Origin of the sequence: Methylobacter tundripaludum SV96 (genome assembly GCF_000190755.2) — a bacterium.
Classification (GTDB): Bacteria; Pseudomonadota; Gammaproteobacteria; order Methylococcales; family Methylomonadaceae; genus Methylobacter_A; species Methylobacter_A tundripaludum.
The window spans coordinates 126,303-139,919 of the sequence record NZ_JH109154.1; the positions used below are offsets into that span (position 1 = coordinate 126,303).

Annotated in this window: 12 protein-coding genes; 10 read left to right on the plus strand and 2 right to left on the minus strand. The window is 49.2% G+C overall.

Annotated features, from left to right (window positions below; translation table 11 throughout):
- The first annotated feature begins 107 nt into the window (after nt 1-107).
- The gene (gene galU / locus METTU_RS20290) at nt 108-989 is read left to right on the plus strand and encodes a UTP--glucose-1-phosphate uridylyltransferase GalU (protein WP_006893901.1); all 882 of its coding nucleotides are present in this window, start codon (nt 108-110) and stop codon (nt 987-989) included.
- Here galU and METTU_RS20295 read toward each other — a convergent pair.
- Nucleotides 986-2,320 (minus strand): hypothetical protein, encoded by a 1,335-nt coding sequence (locus METTU_RS20295; protein WP_006893902.1) that lies wholly within the window; start codon nt 2,318-2,320, stop codon nt 986-988. The genes galU and METTU_RS20295 overlap by 4 nt on opposite strands.
- A gap of 303 nt (nt 2,321-2,623) precedes the next feature.
- Here METTU_RS20295 and METTU_RS20300 point away from each other — a divergent pair, with 303 nt between their 5' ends.
- The 9 genes from METTU_RS20300 (at nt 2,624) to METTU_RS20340 (ending at nt 12,855) form a co-directional block, all read left to right on the plus strand.
- Entirely contained in the window at nt 2,624-4,309 is a 1,686-nt protein-coding gene (locus tag METTU_RS20300) for a SulP family inorganic anion transporter (protein WP_006893903.1), read from the plus strand.
- A 259-nt stretch (nt 4,310-4,568) separates the two neighbouring features.
- Nucleotides 4,569-6,692 (plus strand): hydrogenase 4 subunit B, encoded by a 2,124-nt coding sequence (gene hyfB, locus METTU_RS20305; protein ID WP_006893904.1) that lies wholly within the window; start codon nt 4,569-4,571, stop codon nt 6,690-6,692.
- A complete protein-coding gene (locus METTU_RS20310) occupies nt 6,692-7,636 on the plus strand; it encodes a respiratory chain complex I subunit 1 family protein (RefSeq protein WP_040581706.1) in 945 nt (314 codons plus the stop codon). The genes hyfB and METTU_RS20310 overlap by 1 nt, the downstream gene beginning before the upstream one ends.
- A complete protein-coding gene (locus tag METTU_RS20315; protein ID WP_006893906.1) occupies nt 7,633-7,833 on the plus strand; it encodes a hypothetical protein in 201 nt (66 codons plus the stop codon). Before METTU_RS20310 ends, METTU_RS20315 begins: the two co-directional genes overlap by 4 nt.
- Complete coding sequence (locus tag METTU_RS20320) at nt 7,833-8,510, plus strand: hypothetical protein (RefSeq protein WP_006893907.1); 678 nt, start codon at nt 7,833-7,835, stop codon at nt 8,508-8,510. The genes METTU_RS20315 and METTU_RS20320 overlap by 1 nt, the downstream gene beginning before the upstream one ends.
- A complete protein-coding gene (locus tag METTU_RS20325) occupies nt 8,507-9,970 on the plus strand; it encodes a hydrogenase 4 subunit F (RefSeq protein WP_006893908.1) in 1,464 nt (487 codons plus the stop codon). Before METTU_RS20320 ends, METTU_RS20325 begins: the two co-directional genes overlap by 4 nt.
- Nucleotides 9,967-11,541, plus strand: a complete 1,575-nt coding sequence (locus METTU_RS20330) for a hydrogenase large subunit (RefSeq protein ID WP_006893909.1) — start codon at nt 9,967-9,969, stop codon at nt 11,539-11,541. Before METTU_RS20325 ends, METTU_RS20330 begins: the two co-directional genes overlap by 4 nt.
- A 9-nt stretch (nt 11,542-11,550) precedes the next feature.
- Nucleotides 11,551-12,066 (plus strand): NADH-quinone oxidoreductase subunit B family protein, encoded by a 516-nt coding sequence (locus METTU_RS20335; RefSeq protein ID WP_006893910.1) that lies wholly within the window; start codon nt 11,551-11,553, stop codon nt 12,064-12,066.
- An 81-nt stretch (nt 12,067-12,147) separates the two neighbouring features.
- Entirely contained in the window at nt 12,148-12,855 is a 708-nt protein-coding gene (locus METTU_RS20340; RefSeq protein WP_040581671.1) for a DUF2490 domain-containing protein, read from the plus strand.
- A 130-nt stretch (nt 12,856-12,985) separates the two neighbouring features.
- On the opposite strand, the gene METTU_RS20345 is transcribed toward METTU_RS20340, so the two are convergent.
- Entirely contained in the window at nt 12,986-13,528 is a 543-nt protein-coding gene (locus METTU_RS20345) for a hypothetical protein (RefSeq protein WP_006893912.1), read from the minus strand.
- Nucleotides 13,529-13,617: the final 89 nt, after the last annotated feature.

A 13,617-nucleotide genomic window follows, 5' to 3' on the forward strand; every position in this document is an offset into this window, starting at 1 on the left:
GGGCGATTTCATCGCCCAAAAAATCGCTCTTTTAAGAGGGCAGGGATGATCAAATGCTGCGTCCAGCATTTGATTTTTAATGATATGTATTGTCGAGAATGTCTCAGATGAATCAAAAAATAAGAAAAGCAGTTTTTCCGGTTGCGGGTCTCGGAACCCGTTTTTTACCCGCTACCAAAGCCAGCCCCAAGGAAATGTTGCCGGTTGTGGACAAGCCCTTGATTCAGTATTGCGTTGAAGAAGCGGTAGCTGCGGGTATTGATACGATGATCTTTGTAACGGGCCGGACCAAAAACGTGATCATGGATCACTTTGACAAGGCCTACGAGTTGGAAAATGAACTGACTACCCGTGGCAAGACCGAAATATTGAAAATGGTTCGGGAGATGATGCCGCCGAATGTGTCATTCGTGTTTATTCGTCAGCCTGAGGCATTGGGACTGGGTCATGCGGTGCTTTGCGCCAAGTCTGTCGTTGGCGATGAGCCGTTTGCCGTTATCCTGGCGGACGACTTGATTTCGAATCGTAACGGCGATGGCTGTATGGCTCAAATGGTCGAGCAATACGATAAAAATCAGTGCAGCATATTAGGCGTAGAGAGAGTAAATTCCCAGGAAACCGATAAATACGGCATTGTCAAAACCAAGGAAGTATCCCCCTCGGTAGGCCGGGTTGAGCTGATTATTGAAAAGCCTGCTCCTGAGCATGCTCCGTCAAACCTCGGGGTGGTCGGACGCTATATTTTAACGCCTGCGATTTTTGAGAAAATTGAAGCAACGGAACGCGGCGCCGGCGGCGAAATTCAGCTGACCGATGCTATTGCCGCATTGATGACTGATGAACAGGTATTGGCCTATGAGTTTGAAGGCAAACGTTATGATTGCGGATCAAAACTCGGTTATTTGCAGGCTACCGTTGAACACGGCTTGACGCATGCAGAGTTGAAAGGTGATTTTCTGAATTATTTAAAGAATTTGGTTCTCGATTAAGTTAGCGCAAGGGCGACCGACCGGTCGCCCTTGCCGTCGTCTGAAATCACCACAACCCCGGCAAAACCGCTGCCTGGCGTGCGAAAATTGGTAGTTTGTCCCTGATATAAACGAGCGCTGGTCAACTGCGCCTGCGCCCTGTAAACATACTGCCTCAGATCAAGTTTAAGATCGACCATTTCATTTTCCACTTTCAATTGCCGTTCGGTAGGCCGCACCAAGGCCTGTGCCACATAATTCCCCTGTAGAACAATCTCACCGAATACTCGTTTGGTCACCCCGTCGCCCCGGTATGCGGCTTTGCTGCCGTAGCCTTTGGCCGGTTTGAAAAACAGATGCTTGCGCGCAGCCCATAAGGCTTCTGCGTCCTCCTTATGTACGCAATCGGTGTGGGCAATGCCGCCAAGAAGCAGCGCCCTGGTTTCAACGGCAACCCCCAACTCCCGCAACGCGGTTTCATCAGTCAATATCGCCAGATTTCTTTTATCTGCGTATAGCGCATGGGCTCTTGGATGGGGCGTGACCACGACTGCTTCAGCCAGGTAGGCCTCACGCAATGGTTTTAGCGCTCCAGCTTCCAGTCCGAAGTCGGTCAAGCGGTTGTAAACGAGATCGATAGGCATATCGCCATGCCAAAGAGCTCCGTCGCGGTAATCAAGCTCGGAAGGATCGCAAATAACGGTATTGATATTGTTTTGCTCGAACAGTTTTTTGAACAGTAAAAACTCCGGCAGCATGAATTGGGTCGGCGGATTTTCATCAACGATAGCGATTGAATGTAAGGGCCGTTGACCGCGTTCGGATTGCCATTCTTCAAGAAACATCGCCATAAACGCCTGTTCCGGATTTTGGACCGCGGACGCATTCAGTCCGGCCGAATCGCAACAGGCTGTTTGCGCCCGAATCAGGATGGCATTAAGCAACGCGCCTCCGGCATTACTGTTTATCTCAATTAATTGCGGACCTTTAGGGCTTAAATGAAAGTCATAGCCGAAAAAAACGCCGTGCGCTTTGGGAATAAATTGCGCCGCACCGGGTGCGTAAGCCAGAACGCGTTGCTGATAAGCTGGCATCGCGATAACACTTTCTATGGCGGTAATAATGTCGCGCTGGCTGCGTATGTTGCTTTCAGCGACAACAACTAAAGCTTCGGCGAATTGGTGAGGGCGCTCTTCAATGAGCATCCGGTACAACAAATCATCATCCAGTTGTTGCCGTAATGCTTTACGCATGGCGTCCCTGTCGAGTGAAAGGTAACGGCATTCGGCGTTGCGTTGATCTATCAATTGAGTGGATTCATGCTCGGTGGCGACTTGAGGAAGTGGGGTCATTCAAATTTTATATGTTGTTGGGCTACTGTATACGACGGGATTAGCCGACAGATTATTACAGAAAAGCCCTGTCTTGTAGAGCAGTGCAGTCAATAAGGGGTTAACGCCAAAAATATCAGATCGTTTTTTCTGCACCGGTGCAAAACAACAACGGATCGGTTGTTTTGCACCCTCCTATTTCTTATTTACGACCTGGCAATAAAAATACTGATAATTAAAATCAATTGGTTATAAGTAAAAAATCAGTTGGCACGGTTATCGCTTATGACTCGTTAGAACCTTTTTATAATTACGAGGATTTGTATGAGTGAACCATCCCTGTCAGAGTTACCAAAGTCCGGTTTAGCCGGTTTAAAAGAAAACTGGCGTAGCGATTTATTGTCCGGTTTTCTGGTTTTTCTTATTGCCCTGCCGCTGTGCCTGGGTATATCGATGGCTTCCGGTTTTCCGCCATCGGCCGGTATTATCACGGCTATTATCGGAGGGATGCTGGTTTCGCGTATCAACGGGTCGTTTATAACCATTAACGGCCCGGCCGCCGGCTTGATCGTGGTGGTGTTAAGTGCGGTGCAGGAACTGGGCGAAGGCGATGCGATGGCAGGTTATCGTTATGCCTTGGCGGCCATCGTGGTTGCCAGTGTAATACAAATTTTAATGGGCGTGTTTAAAGCCGGACGGTTAAGTTCGTTTTTCCCGGCATCGGTGGTACATGGCATGCTGGCGGCTATCGGCATCATTATTATGGCTAAACAGATCCATGTCATGCTGGGAACTACGCCGGAGAAAGGCAGTAGTCTGTTTTCGACTATCGCGCAAATCCCGCATAGCCTTCTGAATCTTAATCATGAAATTGCTATTATCGGTTTTACCGGATTGGCGATATTGATTATTTGGTCGATATTGAAAAACCCGACTTTAAAGATGATTCCGGCGCCGCTTATTGTGGTGTTGGCTGGAATGGGCTTGGCGCGGTATTTTGATCTGGAACATGAGCACATGTATTTGTTCCTGCCGGATGCGCATTTTTTACCGCATCATGAAGAAACCGTCGGACCGAAATTTTTGGTCGCGATTTCCGAAAATTTTATGTCCAGCTTTTATTTTCCCGACTTTTCAAAATTCGCCACCGTAGAGTTTTGGGAAGCCGTTATCAGTATCAGCTTGGTTGGTAGTCTGGAGAGTTTGCTTAGCGCCATGGCGGTCGATAAACTTGATCCGTATAAGCGCCATTCCAATCTTGATCGTGACTTAACAGCGGTCGGTGCGGGTAATCTGGTGGCCGGATTGATCGGCGGCTTGCCGATGATTGCCGAGATCGTGCGTAGTTCGGCAAACGTGAACAACGGGGCAAAAACCCAGTGGGCCAACTTCTTTCACGGCAGTTTTATGTTGTTGTTCGTGGTGTTGTTCCCGAGGCTGATTCATAGCATTCCCCTGGCTGCATTGGCGGCATTGTTGGTCTATACCGGTTTTCGCCTGGCCTCGCCCAAAGAGTTCGCTAAAGTCATGGGCGTTGGTAAAGAACAGTTGTTTATGTTCGTTGTTACGATTATCGGTGTGTTGGCGACCGATTTATTAATCGGCGTCGCTATAGGTATCGTCACCAAATTTACTATCCATATGCTGCGCGGTGTCAGGCTAAATAACCTGTTCAAGATTCATTTTGTTATTGAACCCAAAAATGCCGATTCTGTTGTAGTATCGATAGTCGGCGCTGCCATTTTCTCCAACTTTATGTCATTGAAGACTGCTTTAGCCAATCTGGAGAACGGCAAAACAGTTATCTTTCAATTGAACAATGCGTACCTGATCGATCATACCGTGATGGAGTTCATTCATGATTTTCAGCATAACTATGAAGGGCAGGGAGGACAGTGTCAGTTTATAGGAATGGAATATCATGATACCTTCTCAGAACACCCTTTGGCGGTGCGCAGAATGAAACGCAACAACATGAGCCGTCGTAAAAGCGATCATTATGGCGTATAGGGCGGTTCCTGATGCTGGAGTGCAGGCTTTGTCTACATGGATGTAGGTAAGGGGCGTGAGCACGACTGCATGGATGCAGGAGGTAGAGCAACGCAGGGAGCTGTTGCCGAGGAGCGGAAGCTTCGCCTGCAGATTTTCGATACATTGCCAACGGGCAAGCGAAGCTTGCACTCCTGTTATGCGGCGAACGGCAATAGCACGGTTTGCTAACTTACAGGCAAGTGCGTTGAAGTGTGTTTATCAATAGAGTGAGAATTCCATGATTCTTGTATTAGCTTATAGCGCTGTTCTGCTAAGTTTTTTTTCCGGCTTGCTGGGACTGATGATGCATCAGCGTCGGCATATACTGCTGTTTAGTCAGCATTGGTTTAAAAAATTCCCTAGCGACAATAGTAGTCAGTCTGTGCTTACCGGCTGTCTGGAAGCACGGCGGTTTCCGGTTTTGTTACGGCAAGCCGTGTTTGTTTTACTGGGTTTGTCCGGTGTTTTTGCGGTATTGGCCGGATTGAGCGTGTTGATCGGTAAGGAGGTGGTTACCGATCAACTCAGTCTGGGGCTGCCTTGGTTGCCGTGGCATGTTCGTTTTGACTGCTTGTCCGGCTTTTTCTTTTTAATCGTCGGTATTGCGGTGAGTGCGGTCAGTCTTTACGGACCGGGCTATGTGAACAGCTATCAGGAAAACCAGCATCCTTTTGCAATCTTGAGCTTATTCACCGGTCTGTTTGTTGCCGGGATGTTGCTGGTGCTGTTGGCCGATGACGCATTCTTTTTCATGATTGCCTGGGAGTTGATGTCGGTCGCCAGTTATTTTTTGGTGGCGTTCCAGCATGAAAACTCAGCCAATCGCCGCGCCGCTTTTCTTTATTTACTGATGGCAGAAGTCGGTGCATTGGCCATTATTCTGGGCTTTGGCGTACTGGCCAGCTTTTCCGACGGCTTTACCTTCGATGCCTTGCGTGCGTCGCACTTGTCGACAACCTGGGCAAGCATCGCCTTTATGTTGGCACTATTGGGTTTCGGTATGAAAGCCGGGATTGTCCCTGTGCATGTCTGGCTGCCGGAAGCGCATCCGGTTGCGCCTTCGCATATTTCCGCGTTGATGAGCGGCGTGATGCTGAAGGTCGCACTTTATGGGCTGATCCGTTTTTGCTTCGATTTGATCGGCGACGTGCAATGGCAGTGGGGCGTGGTGTTGCTGATACTGGGTACTATCTCCGCGCTGGGCGGTATTTTGTACGCGATGATGCAGCCCAATTTAAAACGCCTTCTGGCCTACAGTTCGGTCGAAAACATCGGCATAATTTTTATGGTGCTGGGTCTGTCGATGATTTTTATGTCCAACGGTCATCCGCAGCTGGCAGCGCTGGGTTTTTTGGCGGCGCTGTTTCATGCCTTCAACCATGCGCTGTTCAAGAACCTGCTGTTTCTTGGGGCCGGTATGATTCATCACCAAACCCATGAGTTAAATATCGACATGATGGGCGGGCTGATTAAAAAGATGCCGAAAACCAGTGTGTTGTTTTTGATCGGTTGCATGAGTATCTCGTCATTACCGTTGTTTAACGGCTTCGTTTCGGAATGGCTGGCATTTCAGACCGCATTGCAGGTCGATGTGCTGGACAATGGCGTATTGCGCAGTTTGATACCCGTCGCCGCCGCTGCATTAGCGCTGACGGCGGCATTGGCGGCCGCCTGTTTTGTCAAAGTATTCGGCTTGATCTTTTTGGGTCAACCCCGGTCCCATCATTGCGATAAAGCGCATGAAGTCCAGGACAAAGGCATGCTGGCAGGCCCTGCGCTACTGGCCGGATTGTGCTTTTTGTTCGGCATTTTCCCCGGTCCGGTCATCAGCCTGATCAACGGCGTTTCCGGGCAATTGTTAGGCGAGACTTTGCCGAATGACGCGGCGTTAGGCTGGTTGTGGCTGGCACCGGTTTCGGCTAATCAAGCGTCTTATGCTCCCCCATTGGTTTTGATCGGTGCGCTGATTGCCGGCTGCATCAGTTTTTGGTATCTGCGGCGTAATCCGGCAACGGCGTTGCGCATCTCTGAAACCTGGGATTGCGGTTTCGGCGGATTAACGCCCCGTATGCAATACAGCAGCAGCGCTTTTACCATGCCATTCCGGCGGATTTTCGCCAAAGTCTGGATTATTGACGAGCAGATCGATAAAGACATGCAAGGCGCAATGAATCAGGACGTGGCGGCCGTTCATTATCACTTGCAGATTCAGGATCATAGCTGGCCGCGTTTGTATCATCCGATTGAACACGCGGTAAACAAATTAGCCCAATTAGTGGGACGTATTCAAACGGGAAATATCCGGGTTTATCTGGGTTATTCGTTTGCAACTTTACTATTACTGTTATGGGTGATCAGCTGATGAACTGGTTAATAGCTATTTTACAAACCATACTGTTTGTCGCGTTGGCGCCGTTGCTGGCGGGCTGGGTTAAATGCTGCAAATGCCGGTTACAGAACCGCAAAGCGCCTTCCGTTCTTCAGCCTTACCGGGATTTGCTTAAATTGACCTATAAACAACCGGTAGTCTCGGAACAGGCTTCATGGTTATTTACCAAAGCGCCGTACATTATTTTTTCGGCAACGGTGCTTGCAGCAACCGTTGTGCCGCTGATTGCCGTTGATTTACCGACTTCGGCCAGCGCCGATGTGATTGTGATGGTCGGTTTTTTCGCTTTTGCCCGGTTTTTTCTGGCGCTGGCCGGATTGGACGTCGGCACCGCATTCGGCGGTATGGGCTCATCGCGGGAAATGACCATTTCATCGTTGGCGGAACCTGCGATGTTGATGGCGATTTTTACGCTGACCATGACCGCCTCAACGACTAATTTATCGTTGGCTATCGCCCATGTGCTCAATGAAGGCTTGGTGTTACGGCCTTCGTTTGTATTTGCTTTAGCGGCCCTGGTACTGGTTGCCGTCGCTGAAACAGGACGTATTCCGGTAGACAATCCGGCGACGCATCTGGAGCTGACCATGATTCATGAAGCGATGATTCTTGAATACAGCGGTCGCCATTTAGCGCTGATCGAATGGGCAAGTCAGTTGAAGCTGATGCTGTACGGCGTCCTGATTGCCAATATCTTTTTCCCTTGGGGCATTGCCGAAACCCTTAGCATTCAAGCGTTAGGCTATGGCTTGCTGGCTATTATGGGCAAGCTTGCGGTATTGGCGGTTGTTCTGGCGATAGCGGAAACGCTGGTTGCAAAAATGCGCCTGTTTCGCGTGCAGGAATACCTCAGTTTCGCCTATTTATTAGGGCTGCTTGGGTTGTTGAGCCACATTATTTTGGAGGCGGCACGATGAACATGAAAAATGTAAAAGCCCGCTCTGTAGGCCGGAATAAGCCGGTTCGAGCGATAGCGAGAACCGGTGTTTCCGGCGAACACCTCCCGGACTTTGCCGGAAACACCATCGCGCGCTACGCTTGGGTGGCCTTATTCCGGCCTACGATGTTCCTGTCTGGAATGTTGAACGATATTATTTTGGAGGCGTCACGCTGATGAACATCGAACAACTGGATTTTTATACCCAGGCCATTTTATCGATGGCCGCATTGGTGGGGCTTACCTCGTTTCTTATGTTAGGGCAGGGAAGATTACTCAGACTGATCTTTGTGTTTGCGATGCAGGGTTTTTTATTAACCTTGACCACAGCATTGGCGGCATACAGCTTGAATAATCATCATCTCTATATTTCAGCCGTGCTGACTTTAGTGCTGAAAGTAACTTTTATTCCGTGGATGTTAAGACGGGAGGTTCTGCGAATGAATATGCATCGCGATGTCGAAGCATTAAAAAACAATACTGCCGTGATGCTGGGCGGCGCCAGTCTGATGGTATTCAGTTATTACGTGTTGCATCCTATTGTGCAATCCTCATCAATCGTCATGCTGAATGCCTTGGCGGTCAGCCTTTCCGTGATGCTGTTGGGTATGCTGTTGATGATTTCGCATCGGCAGGCTATCGCTCATGTGGTTGGCTTTATGTCGATAGAAAACGGCTTGTTCTTCGCGGCTATCGTCGCCACCAACGGCATGCCGATGGTGGTTGAACTGGGCGTGGCGTTCGACGTACTGGTGGCTGCGGTGCTGTTCGGCATCTTTTTCCTGCATATACGCACCAGTATCGATTCTCTGGATGTCGATTTGTTAAACAAGTTACACGAGGTGGATAAATGATTGCCGCCTATTTAGTCTTATTAATACCGTTGATCGGCATACTCTATTTCGCGCTGGCGGGACATAGAGCGGATACCGGAAAAATCAATGTCAGGTTTAACGGAATTTGCTTGCTGGCGACCATCTGGCTGGCGATCAACGTGCTCAATCAAGGTACGATTATTTCATCAGGCAAGGCTTTTTTAATCGATCCGTTTAATGTGTATTTGATTGTGTTGACGGCTTTTGTCGGCTTCACCACGTCGATATTTTCTTCGCCTTATATGGCGCATGAAAAAGAAATCGGCAAGCTCAGTGACGGTCGCTTAAAGCTGTATCACTCGATGTTTCAGGGGTTTATGCTGGCCATGTATCTGGTGTTGACCACCAATAATATGGGCATCATGTGGGTGGCGATGGAAGGCGCGACATTGGCAACGGTGTTACTGGTCAGTTTGTATCGTACCCCGGAGTCTATTGAGGCGGCGTGGAAGTATTTTATTTTGTGCGGCGTGGGTATTGCCCAGGCCCTGTTCGGCACCATTTTGCTGTATTACGCGGCCGTGCAGATCGGCGACGGCGAGAATGCCTTACTGTGGTCGGTGCTTTATGAAAATGCCGACAAATTAAACCCGGAAATTCTTGAAATTGCCTTTGTTTTTTTGCTGATAGGTTATGGCACGAAAATCGGTTTGGTGCCGCTGCATAACTGGTTACCCGATGCCCATTCCGAAGGTCCGACGCCCATGTCTGCGGTGTTATCGGGATTACTGTTAAACGATGCCTTATACGCCGTGGTGCGTAATAAAATGCTGGTGGATGGGGCGACGGATTCCAATATGGCCGGTTTTCTGATGATGGGCTTCGGCATGCTGTCGTTTCTGGTTGCCGCAATACTGCTGCACCGGCAAAAAGATATTAAAAGACTGTTCAGTTACTCATCTATTGAGCACATGGGACTGATGACTTTCTCCTTCGGTATCGGCGGCCCTTTAGCCACTTTTGCCGCGTTGCTGCACATGACCGTGCATTCACTGACCAAATCGGCCATTTTTGTGACGGTAGGCCACGCGGCTCAGCTTGCCGGAACCCAGCGCATAGACCAGATACGCGGCCTGATTAAAACCCAGCCCAGGATCGGTTGGGGTTTATTGATCGGCACCATTGCCATTGCCGGGTTTCCGCCATTCGGTGTGTTTACCAGCGAGTTTCTGGTGCTGCTGGCGACCATGCACAGTTATCCCTGGTTAGCGCCATTGCTGTTGCTGGGTATCGGCATCGCCTTTGCCGGACTGTTCAGGCATATACAGCCGATGGTTTACGGCGACAAGCCTAAAGATCAACAACCGATTACAGCCAACTTGTGGCCGGTCATGATACATCTGGCCCTGGTGCTTTGGCTGGGTCTGGCCATCCCCGGTTTTCTGGCTAACTGGTTTTCACAGGCGACACTATTAATTTCCGGGAGTACGCCGTTATGAGTTCATCAAACTGGACTGCGGATTTTTTAAGCCGACTGAGCACCGATATTACGGTTGCAGAAATCGATACAGCCTCGGCAACACTCTGGCAAATAAAAAGCCACGCATGGCAACAATTTGCAGAACTGGCTATGCAGCAAAACCTGCGCTGGGCAGCAGGATGGGCGGAACAGGTTGATAACCGGTTTTTGATCAACGCCTGTTTTGAAAAACAGGGTGAATACATTCTTCTGCGCACGATTATCGATGATTCAAACCCCGAACTGCCGAGTCAGGCCACGGTTTATCCCGCCGCCAACCGCAGTGAGCGTCACACTCAAGACATGTTCGGGATCAAGTTTGTCGGGCATCCGGATAACAGGCGTTGGACGCGGCATCAAGCCTGGATTGAAAAAAACTATCCGTTACGAAAAGATTTTCCTGTTCAGGGTACACCGGTAGGCATCACACCACCCGATATGCATTATCCGTTTATTAAATCCCACGGTGCAGGTACGTATGAAATTCCGGTAGGCCCAGTGCATGCCGGTATTATTGAGCCCGGACATTTCAGGTTTCAGGCGGTTGGCGAACTTATCCTAAACCTGGAAGAACGTTTGGGCTACGTGCATAAAGGCATAGAAAAAATTGCCGAAGGCAGAGAACCGGAGTCCTTAGCCAGGCTGGCGGGACGTGTCTCCGGCGATACCACCGTCGGGCATTGCTGGGCGGCTTGTAGGGCAATGGAACAGACGGCGGGCGTGATAATTCCGCCTAGAGCCGCCTTAATTCGCGGCATTCTGGCGGAACGGGAACGCATCGCCAACCACATGGGCGATATAGGCGCAATCTGTAATGACGTTGCTTTTGTGTTCGCGCAAATGCAGTTTACCCGTTTGCGCGAACTCTGGTTGCGCACCAATGCAACGGTTTTCGGTCATCGCCTGTTGATGGATAAAATTGTTCCCGGCGGTGTTGCGTGTGATCTGTCGGGTGAATCCTGCGCCCTGATCAAGAAGGAGATAACCGAATTAAGAAAAGAGCTGGCGGAAGTCATACTCGCGCTGGATCTCAATTCTTCACTGGAAGACAGATTGTATACGGCCGGTTTCTTGTCTGAACAAACTGCTGCCGCTTTTGGCACCTTGGGTTATGTCGGACGGGCCAGCGGACAGGATAAGGATGTGCGTCGCGATACGCCCTATGCGCCCTACGATCAAGTTACGGTTAAAGTCGCACTGGAAACACAGGGCGATATTGCCTCCAGATTATGGGTCAGGTACAAGGAAATCAGGGCGGCGTTACGTCTGCTAGAAGAATTTATCGACCGGCTTGTTGCCGGCGAACTATGCAGCGAATGGCGAACGCCGGCGGCGGGTAGCGAAGGTCTGGGTATTGTTGAAGGCTGGCGCGGCGAAATTATCAGCTACATCCGTTTTGATGCCGATAACAAAATCGCCCGTTTTTATCCGCGCGACCCTAGTCAACTAAACTGGCCTGCGTTGGAAAAGCTGGTGCTGAATAATATCGTGCCGGATTTTCCTGTGTGCAACAAATCCCTGAATGGCTCTTATTCAGGCAATGATTTATAGGAAGGGAAAATGCTGAATATTTTTAAAAAAATCCTGACCACGGGTGTCGTTACTGAGCCGTTTAAAGCGCCCAAAGATGCCGAACTGGAGCAACTGGGCATTGAGATTAAAAGCCGTATAGACAAGAAATTTTCCGGCAGCATTGCGATACGCCAGGTCGATGCAGGTTCCTGTAACGGTTGCGAACTGGAAATTCATGCGCTGAATAATCCCTTTTACGATATTGAACGTTTTGGCGTTCATTTTGTCGCGTCGCCAAGACACGCTGACGTGCTGCTGGTCACAGGGCCGGTTTCAAGGCATATGCAGACCGCGTTACTGCGCACTTATGAAGCAACGCCGAACCCGAAATGGGTGATTGCAGCCGGTGATTGCGCCGCTTGCGGCGGAGAGTTCGGCGTGTCTTATGCCAGTTGCGGCGCAGTGTCCAACGTCATTCCGGTCGACGTGGTGATTCCCGGTTGTCCACCCACGCCTTTGGCGTTGATGAAGGGATTGTTGGGTTTGATTAACGCTAAAAAATAAAAAGAGCGGTACTGCGAAACAGTTATAAATGGGGCAGGGCGGTTATTGGGAACCTGCCAAAAACTACAATGGGTAAACAATATGATCAAGAAAGTAAAGATATGGGGAATCGCTGCCGTGATTCTGGGTTCTTTCAGCATGGCCTCTATGGCAGACGACTTGCTTCAGGATGCCGGTAGCTGGATGCAAATCGTAGGTGAGGGCAGTTTGAAAGTCGTAGATCCCAAGTTGGAAAAAGGCCGTATCTGGCTGGAAGGTCAATCCCGTTTCGACGACAACTGGAATCATTGGTATCAGGGTATGGTACGCACGGCGGTGGGCTATTCACTCAGCGATCGAGCCACTATCTGGGCAGGTTACACCTGGTTGCCGACTCAGAACGTCGGCAAGAGCTATGTTTCTCAGCAAGATGTCTGGCCGGCGTTTCGTTATGTCTTGCCCACCGATATAGGAACTTTCAGCTTTAGAACTATGTTCGAAAGCAACTTTATACAAGGCGATGATGTTCGTTTCAGGCCACGCCAGATGCTACGGTTTATGCATCCGCTGGAGTTCGAGCCGCGTTTAAGCCTGATTACCTGGGACGAGTTTTTCATCCGGGTCAATTCAACAAAATTCGGCGGACAGTCCGGTTTCGATCAGAACCGAGTGTTTGCGGGCCTAGGCTGGACCTTCAATAAAAACTTCCGGGCTGAAGGCGGTTATCTCAACCAGTATCTGGATGATGCCACTCACACCAATAACACCATGCATCACTTGATTATGGGATCGTTGTTTATCAATTTTTAAATGCCTGCTGCTTCAGAGAGACGGCCAGGATGATTCTCCTGCAATCTTCGCAGTAACTGCCCCAGTTTTTGGCGTTCTACGTCGAGCACAGCGAAACGTATCTGATCCGCTTCGCTGTGTTCACCACATATTACGCGCTGAGATTCTCATAATCATAAATCAGCCGTTCCATTGCTTTTTTATCGTTTAAACACCGATCTATTTCAGTGAGCAGCATCATATGGTAATGACGGCATAAAATAGAATCAGTGGGACACTCAGGAGCAAGCGCTTCAATCATGGTGCATAAATGAGTGAAGTAATGCCGTCTCAGTATTGAATCTTGAGGAAATCCGCTACTGCTGTTTTCTACAGGTGAAACTGCCGCTTCTTTTACTTGCGGCTTTGCGGAAATCTCAATATTGCTTACGGGCTTATTGACGGACTCAGCAGCTGGTGAAGAAATACTTGTCGTATCGGTTACTTGCGAGTTTACGACGCTAGATTCAGAATCAACTGAGTTCTTGGCGGTCGACTCGATTTCCGTCTGTTGCTTTTCCCGCTCTGGGGTTTTAGGTTTGCTTATGAGCGTTTCTTTTGATGAACATGATGAACATTTTTTTTGTCTTTTTAAAATGAACATTGTTATCAGCAAAACAATAAGTACGGATACAATTCCAAGTACGGTCTTCATAATAGCTCTCCTGATTTTGAGTTGTAATTATTGGATGTTAAAGCATTTGATTTTTTAATAGTCGCCAATAAAAAAACTATCATGAATTG